The sequence below is a fragment of the Oligoflexus sp. genome (genome assembly GCF_035638955.1).
Lineage (GTDB): Bacteria > Bdellovibrionota_B > Oligoflexia > Oligoflexales > Oligoflexaceae > Oligoflexus.
Map to the genome: position 1 here is coordinate 35502 of NZ_DASQYZ010000287.1, position 25791 is coordinate 61292.

Consider the following 25791-nt stretch of genomic DNA (forward strand, 5'->3'; position numbering starts at 1 on the left):
GCGCGTCTTGTGGAGGCCGTGATGTTCGAGTTTTTCAAAAAGCGGGGAATCGTACTCGTTCCAACAGAACGAGTGCTTCTGGCTCTGTGGGCCCTGCTGCTGTCATTGGATTTGGGGAGCGTGGGTGAAGCGCGAACGCTGACGCTTGAGGAGTACCTCAACCAGGTGCGCAGCAGCAACCAGTCGATGAAAAGCGCCAACGCCACTATCGAAGCAACCCGGCAGAGGGAATATTCCAGCGATTTGAACACTACCCCTCAGGTATTTGGTCAGGTGGCCCGCTCGGTGGATGAAAAGCCGCCCAGCAGTCCCTTGTCAGGCGATAAGATGGAAGCCTTGTCCTATAGCCTGGGCGTTCAGAAAGCCTGGAGTTTCGGTTTGCAGTCCCAGCTGACCTATAACCTCAGCAAGATTGATATCGAGCGTGAAAACTTTCCACCTTTTCTAGCCCCCGGGGTGGTGAATCCCCTGGTTGGATTGAATGATGATAGCACCAAGCACTGGTCCGAAGGCCGAGCTCAGCTCGACCTGGTGCAGCCTCTTTGGAAAAACTGGATGGGCCGTGAATATGATCTGACCCGTGAAACCACGCAAGCAAAACTGTCTGCGCAAAGACAGGGTGAACAGTACAAGGTCAAGGCCCTGCTCGCTCAAGCGGAGTTTATCTACTGGCAGCTGGCCCTGGCCACTGACGCGGTTCGGACTCAGGAAAGCGCCTTGGTGCGTTTCCAAAAAATTCGTGATTGGGTTAAAAATCGCGTGAACATGTCTCTGGCCGATCGCGCCGATCTTCTGCAGGCGGAAGCGGGTTTAAAAGCCCGCCGCTTCGAATTGGAACTGACCGTACGCGACCGCGTCTCCCTGCAACGCACGTTCAATTCCCTGCGTTCCCAGCAAGGGGACCGCCTGGAAGCCGACGTGATGCCCATTAGCTCGCGCATGCTGAGTGATATGACCATGGCTGCCGGTGCCATCAAGCGTCTTGATATAGAAGTCGCTCGCTCCTTGGAAAAAGTCGCGGCCTCGGAAGTGGAACAGTGGCGCGAAAAATTCAAACCTGAAGTCTCCGTGTTCGGCAGTTATGCCACCAACTCACGGGATGAATCCTTCGGCACAGCGGCCACCGATGCTTTCAAGGCCGACAAGCCCAGCATGGTGATCGGCGTGAAATTCTCGACCCCACTCGATCGGGATCTGATCAACCGGGAGCGCAGTGGTCTGGTGAAAGCCAGTGAAGCGGCGCGATTGGATCGGGAGCAGAAGGAATTCAATGCGCGTCAGGAGTGGGAGGATTTGGTTCGCCAGCTGAGCGACGCCAAGACCCGTTTGCACCTGGCCACCGAAATTGAAAGCGCACAGAAGCAAAAGCTTGAATATGAGAAGAACCGCCTCGAACGCGGTCGTACCACGACCTATCAGATCCTGCTCTTTGAACAGGATTATTCCAGTGCTCAGCTCGGGACGATTAAAGCGAAAGCTGACATCCTTGGTATTATAGCCAAACTCAAGTCCTTCGGAGATGCCGCATGAATCTCGCCAGTCTATCCATCAAACGGCCTGTCTTTATCACCTGCCTTGTGTTGGCGATGCTGGCGGCAGGTGGCATGTCCTTCTTCAGATTGGGCGTGGACCTCTTCCCGAACGTGACTTTCCCCTTTGTGTCGGTCTGGACGGTTTATCCAGGCGCTGGCCCCAAGGAAATCGAAACGCTCGTTTCCAAGATACTGGAAGATCAGATCGCGACGATTCCAGGCTTGAAAAGCGTCGGCTCGACGAACCAGGAAGGCCTGAGTGTGGTTTCCGCGGAATTCACGCTGGAAACCGACGTCAAGTATGCCGAGCAGCAGATCAAAGACAAAATTGCCTTGATTCGGCGCAGCCTGCCGGATGGGGTCGACGAGCCTTTGATTCGCCGTATCGATCCTTCCGAACAACCGGTCGCGATCATTGCCGTGGCTGCCGATCTTCCCCCCACGCAGCTTTATGATCTAGCGGATCGTAATATACGTCCGCTGTTTGAACAGATTGCTCAAGTGGGCCTGGTGGAAGTCCTGGGTGGCCGTAAACGCGAGATCCATGTTCTGCTCGACCGCCAGAAGATGAAAGCCCGCGAGCTTTCTGTGAACATGATTGCACAAAGGCTTGGCGCATCCGGGATGAATATCCCCGCAGGCAAGGTGACCGAAGGTGGCAAGGAAATCGTTTATCGTACCCTGGGTGAATACCGTTCGCTTGATGAAATCAGCAAGACGGTTGTGAATTTTCTGGGCAACGAAGTTCCCGTTCAGGTTCGCGATGTGGCTCAGGTCACCGATAACATGAAGGATGAAACCACACGCACCTATTTCAATGGCAAGCAGGCCATCTTTCTGAACGTCTACCGTCAGTCGGGTTCGAACACCGTGCAGGTGGTGGACAGCGTCATCAAGAAAATGGAAAAACTGGCGGTCACGATGAAGGATCAGCCGGGCGCTCCGCAGATCGAACTCGTGCGCGATGGCAGCAAGTTGATTCGGGCTAACATTGCCGATGTGGAAGAATCGATCATCATCGGTATCATCCTGACCATTATCGTGGTGTATTTCTTTCTGGCCAACGGCCGTTCCACGATTATCACAGGCCTTGCCCTGCCGAACTCTCTGCTCGGCGCCTTTATCCTGATGGCGATCTTTGGTTTTACCATTAACATCATGACCCTTCTGGCTTTGAGTCTGGCCGTCGGCCTTCTCGTGGATGACGCGATTGTGGTCCGTGAGAATATTTTCCGGCATATCGAAATGGGCAAGTCTCCGGTCGAGGCTGCGATCACGGGAACGTCAGAGGTGACGCTGGCGGTTGTCGCCACGACGCTGGCGGTTATCGCCGTGTTCGGTCCGATCGCGTTCCTCCAGGGGATCGTGGGTCAGTTTCTGAAGGAATTTGGACTGACCATTTGCTTTGCGATGGCCATCAGTCTCTTCGATGCTTTGACCATTGCGCCCATGCTGTCGGCTTACCTTGCCGGTTCTGCGCATAAGGAAGTTAAAAAAGGCGTTTATTACCATACCATGGGGGTTCTGCTGCGCGGCTTTGGTCGTTTCCAGGATTGGCTGGAGCACCTCTATGAAGGTCTTTTGAATCGCGTGGTGCGGTGGCCCTCACTCTTCATCATTGGTGCGCTCATTGTGTTCGTGGCCTGCATGAGTCTGGCCAAGTATGTGCCTAAAACGTTCCTTACGCCTCAGGATTTCGGCGAGTTCCTGATCACACTCGATACCCCACCCGGCACGAGTCTGGATGAAATGTCGAAGCTGGCCCTGGAAGTGGAAAACACAGTCCGCAATTTCTCCGAAGTCAGACGTACGGCGATGACAGTCGGAAAAAACAATAAGAGTAATTTCGCGGAATATTTTGTCGAGCTGGTTCCGCGTAAGGATCGTAACATCAACACGTCTGAATTCAAGGATGAGCTCCGCAAAAAGCTATCCAAGTTTAAAAGTGCCAATCCCATCGTCAAGGATATTGACCTGGTCGCGGCTGGTATGCGTCCTTATAATGTGAACATCGAAGGCGCTGACCTGGCACAGATTGAAGTCATATCTCGCGAACTCTTCAATCGTATCAAGACCCATCCCGCGCTGCAGGATGTGGACATCAACTATCGTCCCGGCAAACCTGAAGTTCAGGTCCATATCGATCAGAAGCGGGCGCAACGCCTGGGTGTGCTGGTCAATAGTGTCGGCGCTGAACTGCGTGGACAAATTGAAGGTGTGACACCGGCCGTGTACCGTTTGAATGGCGAGGAGTATGATATCCGCCTGCGCATGCAGGAGAACCAGCGGAATCTGAAGCAGGAATGGTCGCAAATCTACGTCCCGAACATGAATTTTTCCAACGTGCGCTTGAACGATTTTGCCAGCTATGAGGAAGCCGAAGGTCCGTCCACGATCAACCGCCGTAACCGGATGCGTTATATTCAGTTGAATGCGGATATCACGCCTGGTGGAGCCGGTCTGGATGCGGCCATGACTGACACGGCGAGGATCCTGCAAGAGGAAATGAAGATTCCCCCCGGGATTACGTTCAAGTTCGTCGGTCAGGGTGAAAGCTACCAGGAAATGAAAGAAAATATGATCGTCGCCATGACCCTGGGTGTGCTCTTCATCTATCTGGTTCTGGCGAGTCTCTATGAGTCCTTCATCACGCCCCTTACGATCATGTTGGTTTTGCCCTTGGCCATCTGCGGGGCCGTGGCCGCTCTGTATCTGGGCAATAAATCACTGGATCTGTTCTCGATGATCGGTTGCATTCTCCTGCTCGGGGTGGCGATCAAAAACTCCATTCTGCTGGTTGACTTTGCCAATCAGAAAGTCCTGGAGGGCATGGGACGCAACGAGGCCATGATTCTGGCCGGTCGAACGCGTCTGCGGCCGATTCTGATGACCACCTTTGCGCTGATTGCCGGTATGTTGCCCATTGCCATCGGTTTGAATGAAGCTTCCGCGCAGCGGACGAGTATGGGTGTGGCGATCATCGGTGGTTTGATTTCATCGACACTTTTGACCTTGATTGTGATTCCAGCCGCGTATTCGTATATCGATCGATTCCGGGTGTGGAGTCTTGGTCTCATGAAGAAAATATTTATGGCGAGCTGATGGCAGAAGAGCGGAAATACAGTCGATCTCTCCAGAGACGGCTCGTCATCACCATCCTGGTGGCGAGTTCGGCTTTGACGACTCTTTTTACCGCGATTTCCTTCTACATGGACTATCGTGTGGAAGTGAGCAGCCTTGAGGCCACGTTTGAGAGTATTCAGCATAGCAGCGTGAAAAATATCACCGAGTCCCTCTATGATTTCGATGTGGAATCGGTCAAAACACAGATCAATGGCATCACCGGCATTCGTGACATCATGAAGGTTGTCGTCCTTGGCGAGGACGGCAAGGTCTATGCCGAGGCCTATGCGGATCCTGCCCAAGGGGCTGTCCTCAGCTACGTGGGGCTGGAAAAGATTTTCAACGAGCGGCGAACGCTCAAAATCTACCCGCTTTTCAATCCCAAGGTTCCGACGCAGCAGATCGGTGTCCTTTCCGTCGAGGCCTCGCAGCGGAATATGTTTGTGAGGCTCTCGAACAAGGCCATCTACTTTTTCCTGACCCAGGGACTCAAGACCCTTATTGTTTCCCTTATTATCATCTGGATCTTCCAGGTCCTCGTCACGCAGCATATGAAGCGGATCGTGGAATATCTCGGTATCTATGATTTCCAAGCGGATCAGGCTGGGGACCCCTTGGCCTTGGACCGTGTTCCTCCGCGGCGCCCTGATGAACTGGATGCCATGGTGGATACGGTCAATACCCTGTCCACACGCTTGCACTATTTTAACTCGCGTATGCAGCAGCAGTTTCACCTCAAGGATCAGGAAGTGCGCGATCAGCGTGCGATCGCCAGCAACGTTGTGAAACTGGCCACGCTAGGGGAGATGGCCGGCGGCATCGCTCACGAAATCAATAACCCACTGCACATCATCAAAGGCTACAACGATATCCTGGTCGACCAGTTGGGGCAGGGGATCATGGACCGTGAAGTCCTGCACCGGGCCTCTCTGGTGATTGACAAGAACACCAATCGCATCGCTCGTATCGTATCCAGTCTTCTGATGTTCTCCCGGAAGGGCGATCAGGAGATTTTTGAATTGATCAGCCTTTCCAAGCTCATCGATCAGGTGGTTTCGATCACGCAACCCTTGGCTGAAAATCACGGCATTCGCTTTGAAGTGGACGTCGAGGAGCTGGATGAACTTTTGCGGGTGGAATGCAGTCAGGTTCAAATTGCGCAGGTGCTGATTAACCTGATCAATAATGCGATCGATGCGATAGTCGATCAGGATCGTGCTGATCCCTGGATTCGAGTGGCTGGACACGGCGATCACGAACGCGTGCGAATTGAAGTCATCGACTGCGGTGAAGGTATTCCCGACGCTGTGGCGACCAAAATCTTCGAGCCTTTCTTCACGACCAAGGAAGTGGGCAAAGGCACGGGCCTCGGCCTGAGTATGAGTCTTGGTATCGTCGAACAGCATCGAGGGCGGCTCTATCTCGATAAACAGAAGTTCAATACCTGTTTTGTGATCGAGTTGCCGTTGGAACACCAGAAGACCCGGAAGGCGTCTTAAAACTGGGAAAGGATAGCCCTTGGCAAAAATTCATGGACCCTCAATAACCCGCGCCACCCTTCTTTATGCTGCTGGACTCGGTGTTTGGCTTTGGGCCAGGACGCCCAGTGGACAGACAGGACAGCCCCCTTATGCGGCCGTTGGCATGTTGGTCGTGGCTATGGTTGCTGGTCCCGTGGCCCTGATCAATTTTTGGAATATCGCCTGGGGCAGCATGAAAACGCCGCGCTCCGTCCCCGTGTTCCTTTTGGAAATTATCTATTCGGCTCTCCTGCCCGGCGCCTTTTTTGGCTGGCACATTCTGCGCATGATCCGCTAGATCGCAAACCATCGACTCGATTTCAGACCCAAAACCTTCATAATCCAACCCCGCGGCGCAATAAATGCCGGTGGGACGAAGGCTTTGCGTTTTTGAATCTTGGCAATCAGGATGTCGCTGACAATGTGGGAAAGGTCGGCGAACGTCCAGATCAAATACCAGGGTGAGAGGATCACATTCTTATAAACGTCAACAAGTGCATAACCCTCATAATGGAGCCAGGGCGCCACTAAAAGAAACAGCCAGGATGCTTTGAGCCAGGTGCCGATCAGTGGCCAATGCAGAATGCCTCGGTGGGTGAAGAAATAGCCAAACGGCGCCCAAATCATGTTGTGCAGGATGTTCAGCACGTACTGCAAGGGTTTGATGAGCCCCAGGAGCAGCCGCAGGCGCAGCTTTTTTAAACCGTGCGTGAGAAATCCTAGAGGCGCTGTACGAAGGCCGCAGCGATTGCCACGGACATCCAGGTCGGGGTTGAGATAGCGGCAGCAGTAAGCAAAGAAAGCCGCATAACCCAGCCACAGGGCGGCCTCTTCAAGAGTTCGCGGCAGGCCTTTTGCCGCCATAATCGAAATACCGGAGATGGTGCCAAACACCCAGTCCATATACCAATTCTTCATGTGACTCCCATTCCTTCCTTGGAATGACAAACGACACAATCTTGCTGATTTCAAAAAAAAATTCAATGCAGGTTTGTGAAGATATGGACATAATGGGCGACGACCGTTGCATCCATGCCCCTTTTGTTCAGGACAATTCATGGTTCCAATTCAGATCAAACTGCCCCATTCACGGCTTGAAATGCATGGTTTTCAGTCCAACCCTTACGCGTCGCGACGCGCGGTAGCCCTGCATGGTTGGCTGGATAACTGCTACAGCTTCCGGCCTTTGTCCGAACTGCTCCCTGAAGTCAACATCATGGCTTTCGACCTGCCAGGACACGGCCATTCCAGTGCGCTTCCCGAGGGTGTGGCCTACGATTTTCATAACTACCTGGTGTGGGTTCATGAACTGATGGAGGCTTTGGACGAGGCTCCTGATATCCTCCTCGGTCATTCGATGGGCGCGGTCATATCGAGTTTGTATGCCGGTGTCTTTCCCGAAAGGATTCCCCAGCTCATTCTTATCGAGGGCCTTGGGCCCTTCAGCACGCCTGAACAGGAAGCGCCGCAGAAGATGCGAGCTTATATTCAGAGCTGGATCCAGCAGGGTCGTCTGCGCAATTCCATCTATGAGAACTGGGACGAGGCTGTGCGGGCTCGGCATAAAAATGGACCTTTGACCATGTCCAGCGCCCAAACTCTCGCCGAGCGCGGGGCCGAGGTGCGTGGCCAGGGCGTGGGCTGGAAGCATGATCCACGCTTGAAATTACCGTCACGTTATCAATTCAGCGAGGCACAGACCTTGGCTTATCTGGAAGGCATCACGGCGCCTACCCTTTACATCGAAGCCCGACAGTCCATCATTCCTGATAATGAGCTGACGCGCACACGCAAACAGCGCGTCCCCAGGTTGGAAACGGTAATTTTGGATGGCGGACATCATTTACACATGGATGATCCCGAGCCGGTGGCCCAGGCCATGCGGCGCTTTTTAAAATTGGAGGTTGTATGAAACGTTGGCTGACCGGTCTGGCTTTGGTGTCTTCTTTTTCGGTCGCGCAGGCTGCGGAGCTTAAGGTCAACGATCCAGCTCCGAACTTCACTTTGAAGACCCATGAAGGCAAGGATTTTGAGTTGAAATCGCGCGCGGGTCAATGGACCGTGCTGTATTTCTATCCGAAAGATGATACCCCCGGCTGCACCAAGCAGGCCTGTGCGTTTCGCGATAACATCAAAAAGATTCGGGCGCAAAGTGCAGAGGTCTATGGGATCAGCGCGGATACCGTGGAAAAGCATGCGAGCTTTCACAAATCCCAGCGTTTAAATTTTGCTTTGCTGGCCGATCCTGAGGCCAAAATCATTGAGCAGTATGGCGCAAAGATGCCCGCGGCGAATATGTCCAACCGTTGGACCTTTATCGTCAATCCTGAATTGAAAATTGCCGCAATCGATAAGGATGTGGATCCGGTCGTGGATTCCGAAAAAATCGCTGACCAGATTGCGGCGCTGAAAAAGAAGTGACAGTCGGGACCCGCGCCTGGCATCGCGGGTCTCATCTTAATTGTTGCGAGCCACTTCACTGGACGGGATGGAACCTGATGTCAGGTAACCCTTCTGCAGGGCCTGCCAGCGCAGAAGGCTGAGCTGCAGCTCATGGACGCTTTGGTGCCAGGTGCCAATGGCATCACGTTTCTCGCGCTCGGCATCCATCAGGGGCTGAATCCCGATGACACCGGCTTCATAGAGTTTTCGCTGCGCATCATACAGCTCACCTGCCTGGCGGTAGGCGTCCCGGGAAATGCTGAGCGACTTATGCAGGTCGACGATATAAGCCTTTAAGCTCTGAACTTCCATATTCGCTTCGTGCCGAACGGCGTTCACTTCGCTGGTCGCGGCATTTTTTTCAGCCGCTGCGGCCCGAATCAGATAGTCCTGCGTGCGATCCCAAAGGTTCCACGAGAACTGGAGCTGCACCGTGCTGTCCATCGACCTGCTGTTGGCTTTTTGATCGTCATTCTCCATAAGCCAGCTGCTGGCATTGTTCCGGCCCACGGTTCCGACCAGATCAATCTGGGGCAGGTAACGTCCGCGGTAGCCTTGATCCAGGGTTATTTCAGCCCGCTTCTGCACAATCAGGGAATTTTGCTCGTTCAGGGTTGGCGTCTGAATATCCTTGAGCTCAGGCAGTGCGGATGGAATAGGCAGAGCTGATTTGGTAAGAGCCTGAATGTCCTGGGTGAGCGCCTCAGATGGTTCCTGCGGCCCCAAAGCGCTCAAGAGTTCAAGGTACGCCTGCCTGGTTTCAATCGCAGCTCGCGCCGCCGCTGCCCGGGATCCACTTTCCCGCATACCGGTCAAATGAAGATCGATTTTTCCCACCTGACCTGCATTAAATTTTCGGTCGGCCAACGACCGAAGTTCCACAGCATCGACCAGGGATGCTTCATCAATCAACTGTCTAAAAAAGCGGAAATTATAATCAAGAGATACTCGAGCGATACGAAAAGATAGCCCTTCTCCTTCATAAACGTTTCGTATTTCAGCAAGAGACTGGTCTTGTCTCGCAAGGTCGACTTGTCCGGCATCCTGTCCTCCGCGCCAAAGATTTTCTCTTAGAACCAGATTGATGTCATGGCTGTCCCGTCGTGATTTTACGTCAGTTTTCAGATCTTCAATCTGCTGCCGCACCGCGTTGGCACTGATCTGCAGCTTGGGCTGGTAAGTGCCCTGAGCCGCATCCACCCGAGCACGACTGGCCTGAAGTTCGGCTTCCCGGGTCTGCAGATTCGGGTGCGATTTGAGTCCCCGGTCCACCAAACGAGCCACGGCGGCTTCGGCTTCTTTGGAGGCCGGGCTGCCATTGGCGCTCTCAATACCGAGCAGCGTTGCCACGTCCTGCATGCGTTTGGTGTCCGCGCTCAGAGACCTGGTTTGAAAGGCGGCCAAAAGAAAGACCGCCGCTATGGAATAAGACGAAAGAGAGGTCATTTTTATTCACTCCGCAAAGCTTCACTAGGATCCAGTTTCGAGGCTCGCAATGCCGGCATCATGCCGAACGTCATACCACAGAACACGGCTGTGCCTAATCCGAGGATTAAACCCAAGGGATTCAAAAGCAGCTGCCGCGGGATAACTTCAGGCAGGGCCGCATGTCCGACCAGGGCGACCACGTTACAGAACACGGCCCCGATCACGGTTCCCACCACCCCGGACACAACGCAAAGGAGCATGCACTCCACCAGGAACTGCCGTACAATATCGTGACCTGTCGCACCGAGGGCCTTGCGCAGACCGATTTCCTTGATCCTTTCCGCAATTGTCACCAGCATGATATTCATGATGCCGATGCCGCCCACCAGAATGCACAGACCGCCTATCAAGGTGGTCAGAGCCTGGAAGATGGTGATGAACAGCATGATCTGGCCTATGGTTTCTTCAGGGACCTCGGCGCGGAACGGATATTTCATCGCCGTTTTCAACTTCAGGTAATGCACCACGGAATCCGCCAGCCAGCGATGAGAAACACCGGGCTTTGGCACCACGGATATCCAGGTGCTGCGTTTTTCAGTGGTGTAATGCATCAAAAGTGAAAGCGGTACGAACATCCGGGCATTGATGTCCTTTTCACTGAAGGTCGTATCGCGTTTGCCCATGACCCCAATGATGGTCACGGCTGTCTGCAAGCGTCCGCGAAGTGAGATCACTTCACCAATCGGAAACTGCGGATTGGTATAACGTCCCGGGTATTGTTTGGGAAACATGGATTGCGCGAAGTCGGAACCCACCAGAGCGACAGCTCCCGCACTTTCCATTTCATGCGGCGCAAACATGCGGCCTTTGGTGATCTTGAGACCCTGGTCGATGAAATCGTGATGGTTGCCCATGCTATCGATTTTCACCTCGGTGGACACACCGCCTACCACAGCATTCTGATTGAAATCGCCCCACAGCATGGAAATGCGGCCGTAAGCGGCAAAGGTCGCTTGCATGCTCGGCAGATCCTGGTCGATGTGCAGACCCTGCCAATAGCCATTGGAGTTGGTTCGCGACGCCTGGTAATCGAGACCTATATAAATACGATCCGCACCGGAGCGATCGAAAATTTTCAGAATCACGTCCTGCGCCGCCGACCCGAGGGTCAGCATGGTCGTGATCGAGGTCACGCCAATGATCAAACCCAGGCAGGTCAAAGCCGTTCGCAGTTTGGATGACACCAGAGCCTGCCATGCCTGACGCAAAGGGGCCAGGGATTGCCAGTTGGACAACCAGCCCGGCTTGGGCAGTTCTGTCGTTGATGGTTTCGGCAGACTCGTCGTCTCCGCCGTCAAACCCGGTTGTTCGTGATCGCCGACCACCGTTCCGTCCTTGAGTTCAATGCGGCGTTTGGCGGCACGCGTGACCTCGGGATCGTGGGTGATCAAAATAACAGTCCGGCCTTCGGCATGGAGCTGCGCAAAGATTTTCATGACTTCGGATGAACTGTGCGAGTCCAAAGCCCCGGTGGGTTCATCGGCGAGAATAACCGCTGGATCCAGCAGCAAGGATCGAGCGATCGCCGCTCTTTGCTTTTGCCCACCGCTCAAATTGGTCGGTAGCTTGAGCGCCTGATCCTGGATGCCCAGGCGACCCAGGAGTTCCATCGCCCGTTGCTGATAGCGGGCTCGCTCGTCCGCATCGGGACGCGGCTGCATGTAATTCAGCGGCAGCATCACGTTTTCCAGAATGGTCAGACGCGGCAGCAGATGAAACTGCTGGAAGACGAAACCGATGGTGCGATTGCGCAGCGAGGCCAGAGCATCCGGATGCAAATGAGCGGTGTTTTCACCTTCAATGGCAAACACCCCGTCCTGCGCCGTAGCCAGCGTGCCCAGAAGGTTCATGAGCGTGGATTTACCCGAGCCGGAAGCTCCGGTGATGGCCACGAATTCGCCTTGTTTGATCTGCAGCGAAATATTTTTAAGTGCTAGAAAAGCCGCTGCATCACGTCCATAACGATAGGAAAGACTGTGAATATCGATGAGCGTCCCTTGTTCTTTCACTGCTTCACCGCCTCATTCTTTGCGGTTTTGCCAGGGCCTTCAGCCACTTCAAAAATCTGGGGCGAGGCGAAGTCGATTTCCATGACTTCATCACCTTCTTTCAGACCCGAAACGATTTGGACGTCAATAGCGTTGATGGCTCCGGTTTGCACGGGAGCGTAGCGGAAGCCCTGTGGATTCTTGGAATCCTGCAGCCGCACATAAGATTGCGTGGGCAGCATCAAAACACAGGAAACGGGAAGGGTGAGGGCGTTTTCCTGTTCGGCAAAAATCAGATCAACGGTGGCATTCATCTCGGGAAGCAGGCGCGCGTCCTTTTGATTGACTCCAACATAGACATCAAAATAGGTGTAACCGGCTTTGGTTTCCGCCCGACCCTGGCCACCGATTTGTTCCACTTCGCCATCGTAGGCAATATCCGGATAGGCATCCAATCGGACCTTGACCGGCAGGCCTTGTTTGACAAATCGCAGATCGGCTTCCATGACTTTGATGCGGACCTGAAGTTTGGACATATCCGCAACCACCATCACCATGCGATCGTTGCTGCCGCCAACTTCGGAAACGCCCGCGCTCATCCCGGCGCCACCCATAACAAAGTCACCAGGCCTTTTGTCCACGAGGGTCACAATCCCTTGAATCGGTGAGCGGACATAAACAAGACCGCTAGTCCCAGCCGAGTTGCGGGCCTTGGGAGCCGCCTGTGAAAGACCCAGATTGGATTCCATAATACTGAGGCGTTCGCGGGCTGAGTCCAGCTCCAGTCGCATTTTCTGCAGATCGCTTTCTTCACGAGCGACCTGATCCACACCGATGAGTTCTTTAACCAGCGATTTATTTTTCACCAGTTTCGATGCCGATCCGACTTCATATTCCAGGGCGCGCACACGTGCCCGCAGATCCATAAGTTCGGTTTGACCTGCTGCTTCCAGCTGCATGGTGAATAGCAGATCGTTGGGCTCGACCTTGGCGCCTTCTTTGACGTCCAGGGCTACAATTCGTCCGGATTGCTGCGCCGTGATTACCATGGTCTTTTCGGGGAAGATCTTGCCCGAAAGCTGCAGCGACTGAGCTATGTTCTTTCTTTGTACTTTAAAGAGCTTGGATGTGTTCTGAGTGTCCGACTGCAAACGCTTCCAGCTGATTCCTGCTATCACGAGGACCAGGAGGCCCACAGCGGCCAGTACTACCTGGCGACGGCTGAACCTGCGCGCCTTGAACGCTTTGCTTGTCATGCTGCTCATCCTTAAATAGTGAAAAAGAAAGAAGACTTTCGTCATCCGCGGTCGGAAATCCTGATTGTGACAGGTTTACCTGACTCAACATGAGAATTGACCAAACTGTTGGGGGGAATATTGCAGAAATCTCTGGGAAATTCATCCACGAGTTGTGGCGAGCGTCCTCAAGTGTTCACGGCGAATACCGGACCATTCACACTGAGCAAATTGGATGGGCTGGGATTGCTATTTTTTGCCAGGAGGGCAGGCCTCTGATGGCCAATAAAGAGGCTGATAGCAGCTCTCGGCGATGCCCTTGCCTTTCTGAGGGGTCGACTGGCATCCCAGCATGAGCCAGGAGCAGGTGATGCAAAAGGCCATTCGCAGGAGGTCTCGCATACAGGGGCTCCTTCTCAAACTCAAGCCTTCAGAAGCTCAGGCCTTTAGGCCTGAGCTTCTCCACTCACTTGGGCTTCTTGATGTAATTCAGTGTTACGGTGAGATCCAATGCCGTATGAAAGCAATCCATCTTATCATCGGAATCATCGTTATCGCCGGTCGTCACAATATCAACAGGCACCTGAACCTTGCCCTGAATGGCCTTGGTAATGCCCGCAATCTCAGTATAGTTCAGTTTCAAAAGCACCGGCCCCTCGGTGTCCGTGCCGGGAAACATACAGCGCTCCATGGCACCGATGCAGTAGGGCAGCGCTTTGAAATCAACAGGCATCTCCCGCACCTTCAGAAAATCCCACTTATAAAGACCATTGATTTGAGCCAGCTTCGGCACGATGTCCTTATTGCTGGAAAAAATCACGAAATCATCGATCGTCAATATCATGAAGTCGTCATACTGCAGCTTGGTAGCGGCCGGTGACTCCAAGGTCATGCTGCAAATTTCGCTGCCTTCAGGCAGTTTCATGGGCAGAGTCGAAACCTTATGAGCCTGCAAAAAAGCCTCTTTCGGTTCCTTGTTGGGATCCTTATTGAACTCGCATTTTTTGCTTTCGGGGAAGCTCAGCTTCACTTGAGCCATCAGGAGCTGCACGGGTTTGTCACAGCTTTGATTGAGCTGCAAATCGGTGGTTGAAGTGTCGATGACGGTGGAGGTGACGGGGACATTAGCCGTCTGATTGGTCGTCGTGACCTTGGGCGTGGTCGTGGTTACGCCGGCCTCTTCCGCGGCCTTTTCCGCTTCGATGGCTTTGCCACGGAACTGGCTGGTTTTGCAGGCGGTCATTCCCAACAAACTGACGAGCACGGAAACCTGAACAAGTTTCATTCACCACTCCCTTTAAGCCTTGCTTTCCAGCTTAGAAGAGTGACGGAGGAGCGTCAACTGACAAAGGCCAGTTGGGGGCTGAACCGCCCCCGGACGCCTTAACGTACAAAGTTCAGGGCCTGTTCGATGACGCCGGTTCCCCAGAATGAAGGCACATGCTTGCTGCCTTTCACTTTCCAAAGCTCCACGCGGCTGTCCCCCGTGCAGTCCGACCAAATCGAGGTATCCGTCTCTTTCTTAAAATCGAGGGAGACGAAATCCAGGAACTTGCCATCCAGCGCCGGCTTACCGTGCTGATCCACGCCCACTTCCCATTTTACGCGGACAAGATCCAGAGCATCGGCTTGATCGGTCCGGGTTTGACAACCGTTGATCGTAGCCCACCGGCCGACCGTTGTCAGCGCTCCAGGCGAACGGTTCAGGCTTTCATAACCAACGGTGGGATCCAGGTCGCCATGAATGTGGAGAATATTGGTTGGCGCCGGATTTTTGCACTCTTCGGCCGTAACGTAAGTGGTCCCGGCGATGGATACGACGCCACGGATCAGGTCCGGCCGAATGCAGGCCATGGTATAGGCTATGAAACCGCCATTGGAGTGACCTATGATATAGATCCGCTCGGGATCGACGGCAAAGCGGCTCTTCGCCTCCTCAATCAAGCCACTCAGATAAGCGATATCGTCGACTCCGCTTTTTCCTTATCGCAGCATTCAGTCGTAGCGTTCCAGAAGCGCTTGCCCTGGGAATCCTGTTGACCATTGGGCATGAGCAAAAGGAATTGCTGGCGATCGTTCACACGTGTCAGGCCCAGCCAAAGGTCCGTTTGCTCGGCCGAACTGCGCACGCCGTGCAGCATGACGACAAGAGGATAGGACTTGGATTCGCTGTAGGTTGAGCGGCGTATACAATCTGGCAGGTCTTATGCCGCCGAGGTCAAAAGTTTTGGCCAGGGTTGCGGCTGTCATGAGCAGGCTGGCAAAACAAAGCATGACGTTGCGAAGCATGGCTTTCCCTCGTTTTTTGATTGGAGCTGACTAAAATTCAATTGCGTACAATCTGCCTCTATCTACCCAAATAGACGACGACATTAAAGCGTATATTGAACCGCGATTGACGATTGCGTAAAACCGCGAAGGTCGAAAATTTATCGTCAAACAGGATTCCAGAACTGTTGCCATTCCCGGTAAACTCCCTTACATTGCCGCGACCGCAAAAAATTCAGGAGTCCTCCCATGACGTCCCCGTTTATGATCGCCGTATCCGGTGGTTCTGGTTCAGGCAAGACGACCTTTGTCAGTAAACTGTGGAATCGTTTGGAAGTGGAACGTCCTTTGGTGATCAGCATCGATCACTACTACTGCGATCTCTCTGAAACAGCTTTGGAAGAGCGCGCAAAAAAGAATTTTGATGATCCGGATGCCATTGAACGTGATTTGCTGCATGAGCAAATCAGTCTTTTGCGCAATGGCCTTTCTGTTGAGCGCCCCTGCTATGATTTTGCCACGCATACCCGCTTGCCTAAGACCGAACGTCTGGACCCCAGCAGCATCATCATCGTTGACGGCATCTTTTCTCTTTGCTATCCCGAGCTGCTGAAGCTCTTCGATTTGAAAATTTTTCTGGATGTGGAAGATGACGTTCGCGTGGTTCGTCGCATCGGACGCGACATTGCGGAACGTGGTCGCAGTTTTGATAACTGCGCCGGCCAGTATCTGGGATCTGTGAAAGCCATGTATCAGAAGCACATCGAGCCTTCCAAGGCTCAAGCCGATTTCGTAATACCCTGGCACAGTTTTAACGAGAGGGCTTTAGGCTTCCTATCGAACCTCATCCAGATGGAAGTGCTGAACAAGCGCAATATTACTTCCCGGTAAGACGCACTCCAGCTGTTTTGCCCCTGAATCATGTCCTGACGTCACTCCAGTTTTCGCCTGTTATTCCCAAGCCCTAAATTCTGAAATCCTGACCTGGCCGTATGGTCAGGTTTGAATTTTTCCGTCGAGGTCACGAATTCCTTGCGCCCGAAGGGTTTGGGGCGAATTTAATCCACCGTTTCTTCCTCTTTGGTATCAATGGCCTACACGGTTTGAATAAATGACAAGCATCACTTACCGTTTTGTATGTTTGGATGCAGGGACGGAAAAGCATCCGAAGCGGTGGGAACAAGGACGGTCAACAGCCGCACTTAGAGGAGGAGTCCATGAGTATATTCAGCCCGTTACGGAGTCGTGCCCATTTTTCAGGGGCACTGTTAGCAGTGATTCTCGCAGCTTGTGATAATCCACCACCTGCCTTTCGGGAACAGATGATTCCCGTGGTGGGTGGCGAAACCTATTCAGGTGACGCCACTGCCGCTGAGAAGGGCAGTACTGATCTTGATATCCAGGGAGATGACCACACCGCGGCAGACCGCGGTGAGGACGGCCCTGGTTTGCCCGCCGTGGCGGCCGCCAGCTGGAGCTTCCAGGCGACCACACTGGCCCCTGGCAGCCTCGCTCTGGATGTGGCCAATGGTCAGATCCAGCAGCGCTTTAAAATGGATAACAACGTGGTTTCCACGCGCTTGGATTTCAATCAGGTGAATCGCCCGGTTGTGACCGAAGCCTTCCGTCAGGGTTCCGAGCAGGAATTCAAAACCGAAAGTTTCGCGCAATCCGCCAATGCTTCCGGTCTGCTGGACGTGCTCGTGGTTGTTGATACCTCGGGTTCCATGAAAGAAGAGCAGGGTAACCTCAGCACCAAACTTCTGCCACTTCTGAGTTATGTGAAGGACTCGGATTGGAAAATTGGTGTTGTGACAACAGACCCGAACGAAGGCTGTTTGCGTGGCCTGATCCGCAAAGGCGATCGCAATGCGGAACAGCTTTTCGCCAGTGCTGTGAATGCAGGCATCCAAGGTAGCGGCAACGAACGCGGTATCCTGCAAGCCGTCAACGGTTTGAAGGGTGAATGTAACCAGAACGGTTCCTGGCTGCGCACCAACTCCACTGTGGCTGTCCTGGTGGTGACTGATGAAGATAACTGCTCACTCAAAGGTCAGGATTGCGGCAGCGATCCATGGGCTAAAGCGGATTATTTGGTGAATTACCTGAATACGATCCGTAAGGTCGGTGTCAATGCCCGGACCTATGGCCTTGTGTGGCACCCAACTGTGACACAGAGCGCTTGTAACACAGCCTTCCATCCTGCCACTATCTATGCGGATGCCATCACGCGTACCGGCGGTACCTGGGGTTCGATCTGCGATGCGGATTATTCGAGCACACTGAGTGCCATCTCGTATGACCTCAGCGTGATTTTGAAAACCCAATTCGCTTTGCAGTATGAGCCTTATGCCCGTTCGTTGAAAGTCTATGTGAACAACCAGCTGCAGTCAGCAGGTTATAAGCTGACCGGTAACGTTCTGGAATTCACCTCCGCTCCAGCTTCGGGTTCCGCCATTCGCGTGGAATACGAATTCACCAATGAACCACCGAAAAATGAATTCTATCTGGGTAACCTCGCGGATAGCTCCACCCTCCAGGTTTATCTGGACGGAGCGCCCACCACGGCGTTTACTTATGATAAAGGCGCACGCAGCATTCGCTTTGCCAATGCCCCCATGGTGTATGAAATCAAAGCTGTTTACCGTAAAGACGGCGAGCTGAAGTCAGACTTCCAAATTGGTAACAACGCCAATGCTTCGTCCATCAAGGTTGCCGTCAATGGCAAGCCGACGACTGGTTTCACCTACACCGCGGCTTCGGGTCTGGTGCGGATGAGTGCGGTTCCAGCGGACGCCGCTGCCGTGAGCATCAGCTTTGATCAAACCCTGAGCCCCAAACTGCGTTATCCCATCTATGCTGCGGCTGATGTGCGGAATCAGGTTCGTGTCTATGACGCGACTACGACCCGTAGCATTCCCGTCAGTATTGATGGTGATGAAGTTGTGTTCCAGTCCCGTGATTATCGCGCCCTTCGCGATATCCTGGTGGTTTATCCCGCTGCTGGTCTGGATGCCCTAACTATCGACCTGGGTCGTACGGTTCTGGAAGACAGCATCTCGATCAAAGGCTTGAAGTCAGGCCTTTGTGATGGCAGTCTCTTTACGGTTGCGGGTTCCGAGCTGAACATGCGTAACTGTAAGTTCCAGGCCAACGAAGGTGTGTTGATCAACTTCACCTATGCCGCGGAACATAACAGCAGCTTCGACCTCGGTTCGCTGGACATGGACTTGTCCCAGTACCGCTGGAAAGTGGCTGTCAATGGTGTGGAAACGACGATCTATACGATCAACGACAACCACCTGGGCTTCCCGGATCTGCCGATGAACGCCAAGGTTGACGTCAGTCTCTACAAGGTCACTCGCTAAACACTAGAGAAACACAATAGAGAATAAAAAGGAGGTCAGCTGACCTCCTTCTTTCTTTCCTGTTGGTCCAGCAAGCGCTTGATGATCAGCAGCAGCTCTTCCCCTTTGAAAGGTTTGATCAGCCACCCGTTGACGCCAAGCTCCTTGGCTTTGCGGATCATCGAGTTGTCGCCTTGCTGGGTCAGAACAATAATGGGTCCGGTAAAACCCCGCTCCTGACGCAGGATCTTCGCTAAATCAAGACCTTCCAGGCGAGGCATATGAATATCGGTAAGCACGACGCGCACCCGGTCCTTGTTCGCATCAAAGAGCGCCAGGGCCTCGACGCCGTCTTCGGCAGGCAGGACATCCAATTCAGGCAATTTGAGAAAGAAGAGCAGCTGGTCTCGAATGGTTCGGCTGTCTTCAGCAATAATGAGACACGGTTTCTGGATCATGCAACGGTTCCTCAGCCAACGTTTAGAAACAGGTACCTGGAGTTAAACAGTTCTGGACCAGTTCACATTTGGTCACCTGTCCATCATCGGCTGTGGACACGCCCGATCCCGTCGTCAAAGCATCATAAACACACTGCAGGCCCAGGGCCTGGCAGGCTGCACCTGATCCGCAAGCTGGGGTGGTGGAACAGCCAGCATCGGCATTCTGGTTGAATTTGGCCAATTGAGTTTCGATGGCATTCAGGTCCTCTCCCGTCCCGGTGGCGTCGAGAAGCTTGCAATCTGTTGTGGCGTCCAGAATCAAACTGAACTGGGTCTGCACGGTGGCAATCGTAGTGAGACTCGTATTGAGCGAGGACAGGTCTGGACATTGGGCATTGGGATTTGTCACGTCGACCGTAGATGCGAGGCTCGCGAGGCTGGTCGTCGTGTTTTGAATGGCGGTTGTGGCATCGGCTACGGTAGGGAGTGCCATGACGCCGGCCAGAAAGCAGGCCAGATTTTTCACGCGGCTGGCGCTGCGATCGGGTGCTGCGAGAAGATCTGTGACACTTTCCGTCAGAGCGGTCAGGCGCAGGGTGCGTTCGTCGCCTTCGCCCACGACAGCGCCCGAGATTTGATCGAAAAGATTATCCACTCCGTTGCCGCTGCTGCTCTCAAAGCCTGTGCCGTCCACGATATCGGTGAGAATCGTCCACATGCTGAGTCCGGAAAGGCCCAGGCGGGCCGTGCTACGGAGGAGGCGCAAATCATTGCTATCGCGTTCGACCTTTTCGAGGGTGCTCAAAGCTCCCGCATAGTCCTGCTCATCAATTTTGATGCGGGCGTCTTCCATAAGGGCGCGATCCGTTTCCGGTTTCACCACGGATTGATACAGATTAAAATCACAGGCCGTCAGGGTCCAAAAAACGGGAAGCGCTATCAACAGGCGACGCCACATGGGGTACTCCTCAAAAACTCATAGTGGATTGCAAAGTTCCGGCCCAGCGGCGGTCCATACGCTGTCCTGGAGTTTCTCCCAGTTCGACAGCGTAATTGGAAATATCAAGACGGAAGGCCCAGGCATCGATAAAAGCTCCTGCTGTCAGATAGCCTTCACGAACACCCGCTGTGGCGCCCACATCATGATCCTTGCCATAAAAACTCCGACCGAATTCAGCACCGGCATGCAGAAGGCGTGTGAGGTTGAGCCCCTGGCGATTCATCAGATCACGCATTTCTGCGGACAGGTCCAGATCCCAGGCGCCAAATTTCATGCGATAGAGGCCGCCTGCGCTGACAACAGATTCCAACTTGGGCGGTGTTTTGGTTTTATCGCTGTTTTCAAACGCCGTATCCCCAACGTTCTGGACAGTCACACCCAGGCGAAGGGCAGGCTTTGGCCGCCAGATCAGACCCAGATCACCGCCATAGCCTTGGCCGCTTTGCAGCGGTGCGTAATCATCAAACTCTGTTGCCGATGGGGGAACAAATTCCACGATGTCGGTGAAACTCATTTGGCCATGAATATAAAGGCGGTACATCGGGCGGAAGGTGGCGCCTAGAATGAGCTGCGAACCGAGGGGCCTCGCATAGGAGAACTGCACGCCGGCCATGGTATCCGATTCAAACTCAGCTTGAGGCGTCGTGGGGTCGCGAAGTTCCAGCCATGAGGCATTGGTTCCGAAGAGCTGCACTTCAAAGGATTTGATTCGCATCGACAGTGCTGACAGCTGGCCTCGAAGATATTGTCTTTTGCCAAACTTGTCATCAAAGCTGCGCAGAAAGCCCAGTCCGTCGTCGACCGAGCCCATGTTCATGAGATCCGACATGGTATCCATGGAGTTTTGCCCAACAATGCCATCGAACTGCAGGAATCTCAGCTGAAACGTGGATCGGCTTTCAGCCAGCGTCGCTGGGTTGAGTCGGGTGGCTTCATTGGAATCGAAAGCGGCCACAAACGTATCGCCGCGCCCCGCTGCACGTGGCGAAACAAAGAGCGCTTCACGCTCTGCAGCTCCAGCCGGACAGGATACATAGAGCAACGGCAGAAGCGCAGTGCTTCGGGCGAATCGCATAGGGCGCTCCCTCAAGATGTAGGTCATAAAGCTTATTGTACCCGAAACCGACAGGGCTGCGTCAATGAGATTGAGGTCATAGGTGCAGAACTCAGAGGAAGTCTTGCTGAAACCTGCATACATCCGACTCCTTCAAGGCCTATCAATCGTCGGAAGGGTCGAGCCCAAATGCCAGATTGCATTTGATAAAATAATATAATAATTGCAATAGGTTATTCGGAATAAAGATGCTCTTGACATAGCGTCCAAGTGAGCTATTATGTCGCCGAAAGTGCGTCATAATGATTCACTGAGGCGAAGCAGGGTGTAATAGTGTTGTTTCGACTGGCTTTTATAACTTTTGCGCTCTCCGCGTGCAGTCGGCTCGATAACCATATCGATTACATACGTTTGGTCTGTGGTTTTGAAGTTTTCCTTCCAAACGCGGAGTTTTCACTTTACCGGATCCATGATGCAGAGGGTCAAACGGTAGATCTGACAAGCGTACCCTATGAAATTTTCGGTGAAGGTTTCGTGTCCGTTCCCAGCGATCAGTACCGCCCTACCAGCTCAGGCTGTCTCCAGATCAAGAAGCAGGAAAAAGTCTTCCTGCGGCTTCCGCTTCAAGCCGAGGCTAGCCAGACCCTGGTGGATCAGGATGGGCTGAATCGGGTGCAATTGGTTCGGGATGAGACACCCCCTCTCATTACGCTTCCGGTGACACGCAGTAACTTTCGCAGTGGCGAGACTCTAGAAGTTCGCGTTGATGAGGTCAGCCGAACACGCTTTTGTGTTGAAGCTGCAGGACAGGATCGCTGCAAGTTAAAGGATGGGCCAGGATTGGCATTTGCATCCAGCAGTTTTCAAGACTTTGACGGGACCCTTCGCATACCAGATGCGGAAGGCGTCTATCGACTCAGCATTGTCGCAGAAAATCGCAATGGTCTGAGTGGACTTCTCCTGCAAAATTTCACAGTGGACAGCACGATTCCTATCGTTGAAGTCGATTTTACTCAGGCTGAATCGTTTCTCTATGATGGAAAGGCTCACTTCTATTTGGAGCAGGGCTATCGCTTGGGCTTTCGATCCAAAAGCGAACCCTTGAGCCAGGTTAAAATCGAATACTGTCTCGTATCTTCAAAAAAAGATGAAAGCGAATCCTGCGAGCCCGACGCCATCCGTGTCTTTGGTGTGGAAAACCCAGAGGCCCTTCCGCCCGGTGCTTGGACTTTACTCTATCGAGCCAAGGATCTTTCCGGCAACCGTGCTCCTGGCTGGGATCGCCTGCGTATTCTCGCCAAATCAACCTGTACAGAGCAGGAACTTTTGAATGCTCTTGCGCAGCCCGAAGCCATTACCTGTACAGAGCTGGTCGGTGATCTATCTGTAAACCGGGTAGCTGTTGAAAACTATGAGCGACTGAGGACGTTGGTTGGAGTTAGCGGGAAAATTTTCCTCTTCGAGTCCGATCGCGAGACTCTACCATCCTTTCCCAACATGCGCCGACTCAACAGTTTACAGATAGAGCTCAATCCTGAATTGCGAGCGATCGACATGCTAGCATCCCTAATCAGTGTCGAGGACATCAAAATTTCTGAGAACGACGCACTCGAGAAGTTATCGGGCTTTCATGAACTTACAAGCCTCCGCAATCTCAACATCCTCTTGTTTGGTGACTCATTGGAACTCCAGGCTTTCGGCTCTTTGAAATCGGTCGAGGCCAAATTGAGTCTGGATGGCCTAGGTGGATTGAAAAATCTGGGTTTTCTGACAGCTATCCAATCTATTGACTCGCTTAGCCTCAATGATTTGAGTGGTCTATCCAGTTTGGAGGCCTTGAAGTCATGTGTCATAAAAAACAGTATTGAATTGAGCGATTTGCCTTCTCTTAAAGATTTACAGGGTCTTGAAAGTTCGAAGATTCTCCGTAAGGTGTGGCTTTCGAATCTTGGTATTACCTCACTGGCCGGTCTTGAGAAACTTGAAGGTGTTGAGGACGAACTTACCATTCATAGTAATTCTGAATTAACAAGCGTCAATGCCCTTCAATCCCTCCGCGTACTCAAGCGTGTCACCATAGAGGGCAACGGAAGCTTGAAGGAGATCAATTGGCAAGCGCAGGACGAGCATACTCAGATAATCACAATCAAGGGGAATGACGCCCTGATTAGTATCAAAGGATTTGATTCTCAGACCGATGATGCGCCAACCCTTAGAATCGAGGGGAATGCTGAACTGAAAGAAATTTCTGGTTGGGCGAATCTCACTCAGTTATACGAGTTGAGCATTAAGGATAACGAGAGCCTTGAGTCTATCGTTTTTGCACCAGGGCTGAAACAGCTGCAGCGTTCCATTGACATCCAGGGAAATAGGAAGCTCAAAAGCCTTCAAGGTTTTGGCAATCTCAACGAACAGCAGAACTTGAACATTGTGGTGAAAGCTGATTTGGAAGCGTCTAAAAATGCGCTCCCGTCTTACACAAGTCCACAGGATATCTAATATGCAGAAACTGCTTGTCCCTTTTCAAATTCGGCACTGCCTCTTGATCTTTCTGATCGGGTTGGGTGGCTTTGCTTTAGTCTCTTGCGACTCATTGCAAAACAAAATTGATCAGAGAGAGCTCGCTTGCGGCGCCATGGATGGTGATCTGCAGAATCTTTCCTGGATTCAGATTAAAAATGACAAGGCCGAGGTTCTGGACTTGAATCAATCGGCTTTTTCCGTCGTCGATAGCGCTTTGCAGCCGCTTCCCAGCAACGCCTATCGAGTGAGTTCCAAAGGTTGCCTGGGCGTCCCGCAACGGCAGGAATTTATAGTACGCATTCCAGGCAAAAAGGCTCTGTTCAAAAGCCTCGAACCAAGCGACCAAGCCTTTCAGCTGCTTTCTGTTCAATCTTTGGACGTCCCTCTCAAGGTCCACTTAGAACCCGCCAAGTCTGTCTATCAGGGTGAGAGCTCTGTGCGCATAAGGAGCTCGGAAAAATCCAGATCACGATACTGTTTGGAAGAGGTAACTCAAGTGCGCTGTATCAAAAGCAGTGACTTGAACACCACGATTTCCAGTCGAGAATTTTTGAATCTCACAGAATCCATTGAGCTTCCTGTTACGGAAGGGCGTTACAGGCTTCATGTTCTGAGTGAAGCTCGGGATGGAAGCCTAAGCCTCAACCCTTTCGATTTTTCGATTGATAATACGGCACCCAAAGTCATTCCGGACTTTACGGAGCGTCTTTCCTCCATCTCTTACTTCGAGCGGCCAACCTACTTTGTGGAAGCGGGATATCCCATCAAGTTTTTATCTTTCAATGATACCTTGGTAGGCACTCATATCGAATACTGTCTTGTGCCTCAGGACAGTCCGTTGCTCGTCTGTCCCAACCCATTGATTTATGGTAGTGAAAACCCGCTGGTCGTGTCGCGTGGAGCCTCAAAACTGGTCTATCGAGCCTTCGATGAAGCAGGCAATGTTTCCTCGGAGAATTGGCAGTCGCTCTCCATCATGTCGCGGACTGCTTGCAAAGTCAGTGACTTTCTACAGTCCGTCTCGGTCGCCAATCCATTGAACTGTCAGATTCTGGAAGGAGACCTGGATCTCACTATGATGGACCCAAAGACCTTTCCCGTGCTGGATCAGTTCATTGAGGTGACCGGTCGTATTCAGTATAAAAGCGAAACAACCACATCAATTCCACTGTTTCAGAACTTGAACACGGCGCTTGCTATTGATTTTAATCTGGCAGCAGAACTAGAAGCCGACTTTGTCGCCTTTCCCCAGCTCCGCCGATTGAAGGAATTGAATCTGCGCCTATCGATGGGGGGGAAGTCCGTTAAGGCATTCAATGAGATCACGCAGTTGTTACGTGGCAGGCTGGCGAATATACAAAATGCCAAAGAACTGCGGATTTTCCGCAAGCTCCAGGCCGTGGATGATGAGCTCTGGCTGGGAGACATGGGTACGATGACGAACTTGGATTTTTTAAGTGCGCTCACGCGAGCGGGTAAGCTTCGCGTCACCCATCATGAAGAGCTTCGCGATGTTAAGGGTTTGAAAAACCTGGCGTCGGTCGGAAATCTGGAAATAGCCTACAACCCGAAATTGACAGTTCTGACTGGACTGGAAGGTGTGATTTGGGTGGAGAAGCTGGTGCTTTCGGGTCTGGCCATCAGTGACTTTACAGGACTTCAGAACCTCAAGGAAGTGACCTATGGGCTCTGGGTCGAGTCAAACGAACAGCTGGTGAGCGTGAAAGGGCTCGATAGCCTGATCAAGGTTTCGTACTTCATGTTTCGCGACAATGATCGTTTGCCCGCAGGCACCCAGCTTTTGGGACAAACGATCGAGCAGTAGCCCCCT

20 protein-coding genes are annotated in these 25791 nt (G+C 52.8%); 10 read left to right on the plus strand and 10 right to left on the minus strand.

Features of this window, described 5'->3' with window-relative positions:
• Positions 1-21: 21 nt before the first annotated feature.
• The 4 genes from VE954_RS26365 to VE954_RS26380 are packed head-to-tail and all read left to right on the plus strand — an operon-like array spanning position 22 to position 6473.
• Positions 22-1530, plus strand: a complete 1509-nt coding sequence (locus VE954_RS26365) for a TolC family protein (RefSeq protein WP_324958493.1) — start codon at positions 22-24, stop codon at positions 1528-1530.
• A complete protein-coding gene (locus VE954_RS26370; protein ID WP_324958495.1) occupies positions 1527-4634 on the plus strand; it encodes an efflux RND transporter permease subunit in 3108 nt (1035 codons plus the stop codon). Before VE954_RS26365 ends, VE954_RS26370 begins: the two co-directional genes overlap by 4 nt.
• Entirely contained in the window at positions 4592-6154 is a 1563-nt protein-coding gene (locus tag VE954_RS26375; protein WP_324958497.1) for a sensor histidine kinase, read from the plus strand. Before VE954_RS26370 ends, VE954_RS26375 begins: the two co-directional genes overlap by 43 nt.
• Positions 6155-6173: 19 nt before the next feature.
• Positions 6174-6473 (plus strand): hypothetical protein, encoded by a 300-nt coding sequence (locus tag VE954_RS26380; protein WP_324958499.1) that lies wholly within the window; start codon positions 6174-6176, stop codon positions 6471-6473.
• On the opposite strand, the gene VE954_RS26385 is transcribed toward VE954_RS26380, so the two are convergent.
• On the minus strand, positions 6470-7093 hold the full coding sequence (locus VE954_RS26385; protein WP_324958501.1) for a hypothetical protein: 624 nt from the start codon (positions 7091-7093) through the stop codon (positions 6470-6472). The genes VE954_RS26380 and VE954_RS26385 overlap by 4 nt on opposite strands.
• A 139-nt stretch (positions 7094-7232) precedes the next feature.
• Here VE954_RS26385 and VE954_RS26390 point away from each other — a divergent pair, with 139 nt between their 5' ends.
• Both VE954_RS26390 and VE954_RS26395 read left to right on the plus strand, forming a co-directional pair.
• On the plus strand, positions 7233-8087 hold the full coding sequence (locus VE954_RS26390; protein ID WP_324958503.1) for an alpha/beta hydrolase: 855 nt from the start codon (positions 7233-7235) through the stop codon (positions 8085-8087).
• Positions 8084-8596, plus strand: coding sequence for a peroxiredoxin (locus VE954_RS26395; protein ID WP_324958505.1), 513 nt, complete (start codon positions 8084-8086; stop codon positions 8594-8596). The genes VE954_RS26390 and VE954_RS26395 overlap by 4 nt, the downstream gene beginning before the upstream one ends.
• A gap of 36 nt (positions 8597-8632) precedes the next feature.
• Here the strand turns inward: VE954_RS26395 and VE954_RS26400 are convergent, their stop codons facing one another.
• The 6 genes from VE954_RS26400 to VE954_RS26425 all read right to left on the minus strand — a co-directional run bounded on the left by VE954_RS26400 (position 8633) and on the right by VE954_RS26425 (position 15529).
• Positions 8633-10063: a TolC family protein gene (locus VE954_RS26400; protein ID WP_324958507.1), complete on the minus strand. Its 1431-nt coding sequence runs from the start codon at positions 10061-10063 to the stop codon at positions 8633-8635.
• Between the two features lie 2 nt (positions 10064-10065).
• Positions 10066-12114, minus strand: a complete 2049-nt coding sequence (locus tag VE954_RS26405; protein WP_324958509.1) for an ATP-binding cassette domain-containing protein — start codon at positions 12112-12114, stop codon at positions 10066-10068.
• Positions 12111-13349: an efflux RND transporter periplasmic adaptor subunit gene (locus VE954_RS26410; protein ID WP_324958511.1), complete on the minus strand. Its 1239-nt coding sequence runs from the start codon at positions 13347-13349 to the stop codon at positions 12111-12113. Before VE954_RS26410 ends, VE954_RS26405 begins: the two co-directional genes overlap by 4 nt.
• Positions 13350-13794: 445 nt before the next feature.
• Complete coding sequence (locus VE954_RS26415) at positions 13795-14613, minus strand: hypothetical protein (protein ID WP_324958513.1); 819 nt, start codon at positions 14611-14613, stop codon at positions 13795-13797.
• A gap of 98 nt (positions 14614-14711) precedes the next feature.
• Positions 14712-15272 carry an alpha/beta hydrolase family esterase gene (locus VE954_RS26420; RefSeq protein WP_324958516.1) on the minus strand — a complete coding sequence of 187 codons (561 nt, stop codon included), beginning with the start codon at positions 15270-15272 and terminating at the stop codon, positions 14712-14714.
• A gap of 5 nt (positions 15273-15277) precedes the next feature.
• Positions 15278-15529 carry a PHB depolymerase family esterase gene (locus tag VE954_RS26425; protein WP_324958636.1) on the minus strand — a complete coding sequence of 84 codons (252 nt, stop codon included), beginning with the start codon at positions 15527-15529 and terminating at the stop codon, positions 15278-15280.
• A 316-nt stretch (positions 15530-15845) separates the two neighbouring features.
• On the opposite strand from VE954_RS26425, the gene udk reads away from it, so the two are divergent.
• Positions 15846-16487 (plus strand): uridine kinase, encoded by a 642-nt coding sequence (gene udk, locus VE954_RS26430; protein ID WP_324958518.1) that lies wholly within the window; start codon positions 15846-15848, stop codon positions 16485-16487.
• Positions 16488-16813: 326 nt separating this feature from the next.
• On the plus strand, positions 16814-18964 hold the full coding sequence (locus VE954_RS26435) for a hypothetical protein (protein ID WP_324958520.1): 2151 nt from the start codon (positions 16814-16816) through the stop codon (positions 18962-18964).
• 35 nt (positions 18965-18999) lie between these two features.
• On the opposite strand, the gene VE954_RS26440 is transcribed toward VE954_RS26435, so the two are convergent.
• The 3 genes from VE954_RS26440 to VE954_RS26450 are packed head-to-tail and all read right to left on the minus strand — an operon-like array spanning position 19000 to position 21458.
• Complete coding sequence (locus VE954_RS26440) at positions 19000-19401, minus strand: response regulator (protein WP_324958522.1); 402 nt, start codon at positions 19399-19401, stop codon at positions 19000-19002.
• Positions 19402-19423: 22 nt separating this feature from the next.
• The gene (locus VE954_RS26445) at positions 19424-20341 is read right to left on the minus strand and encodes a hypothetical protein (RefSeq protein WP_324958524.1); all 918 of its coding nucleotides are present in this window, start codon (positions 20339-20341) and stop codon (positions 19424-19426) included.
• Positions 20342-20351: 10 nt separating this feature from the next.
• On the minus strand, positions 20352-21458 hold the full coding sequence (locus tag VE954_RS26450) for a hypothetical protein (RefSeq protein WP_324958526.1): 1107 nt from the start codon (positions 21456-21458) through the stop codon (positions 20352-20354).
• A gap of 312 nt (positions 21459-21770) precedes the next feature.
• On the opposite strand from VE954_RS26450, the gene VE954_RS26455 reads away from it, so the two are divergent.
• A complete protein-coding gene (locus VE954_RS26455; protein WP_324958528.1) occupies positions 21771-23936 on the plus strand; it encodes a hypothetical protein in 2166 nt (721 codons plus the stop codon).
• 1 nt (position 23937) lies between these two features.
• Entirely contained in the window at positions 23938-25785 is a 1848-nt protein-coding gene (locus tag VE954_RS26460; protein WP_324958530.1) for a hypothetical protein, read from the plus strand.
• Positions 25786-25791 lie beyond the last annotated feature (6 nt).

Bases quoted from the DNA above. Each gene is read 5' to 3' on its own strand.
- VE954_RS26365 (WP_324958493.1), top strand. From the start codon at position 22: ATGTTCGAGTTTTTCAAAAAGCGGGGAATCGTACTCGTTCCAACAGAA.
- VE954_RS26370 (WP_324958495.1), top strand. From the start codon at position 1,527: ATGAATCTCGCCAGTCTATCCATCAAACGGCCTGTCTTTATCACCTGC.
- VE954_RS26385 (WP_324958501.1), bottom strand. From the start codon at position 7,093: ATGAAGAATTGGTATATGGACTGGGTGTTTGGCACCATCTCCGGTATT.
- VE954_RS26390 (WP_324958503.1), top strand. From the start codon at position 7,233: ATGGTTCCAATTCAGATCAAACTGCCCCATTCACGGCTTGAAATGCAT.
- VE954_RS26395 (WP_324958505.1), top strand. From the start codon at position 8,084: ATGAAACGTTGGCTGACCGGTCTGGCTTTGGTGTCTTCTTTTTCGGTC.
- VE954_RS26400 (WP_324958507.1), bottom strand. From the start codon at position 10,063: ATGACCTCTCTTTCGTCTTATTCCATAGCGGCGGTCTTTCTTTTGGCC.
- VE954_RS26410 (WP_324958511.1), bottom strand. From the start codon at position 13,349: ATGACAAGCAAAGCGTTCAAGGCGCGCAGGTTCAGCCGTCGCCAGGTA.
- VE954_RS26415 (WP_324958513.1), bottom strand. From the start codon at position 14,613: ATGAAACTTGTTCAGGTTTCCGTGCTCGTCAGTTTGTTGGGAATGACC.
- udk (WP_324958518.1), top strand. From the start codon at position 15,846: ATGACGTCCCCGTTTATGATCGCCGTATCCGGTGGTTCTGGTTCAGGC.
- VE954_RS26435 (WP_324958520.1), top strand. From the start codon at position 16,814: ATGAGTATATTCAGCCCGTTACGGAGTCGTGCCCATTTTTCAGGGGCA.
- VE954_RS26440 (WP_324958522.1), bottom strand. From the start codon at position 19,401: ATGATCCAGAAACCGTGTCTCATTATTGCTGAAGACAGCCGAACCATT.
- VE954_RS26445 (WP_324958524.1), bottom strand. From the start codon at position 20,341: ATGTGGCGTCGCCTGTTGATAGCGCTTCCCGTTTTTTGGACCCTGACG.
- VE954_RS26450 (WP_324958526.1), bottom strand. From the start codon at position 21,458: ATGCGATTCGCCCGAAGCACTGCGCTTCTGCCGTTGCTCTATGTATCC.
- VE954_RS26460 (WP_324958530.1), top strand. From the start codon at position 23,938: ATGCAGAAACTGCTTGTCCCTTTTCAAATTCGGCACTGCCTCTTGATC.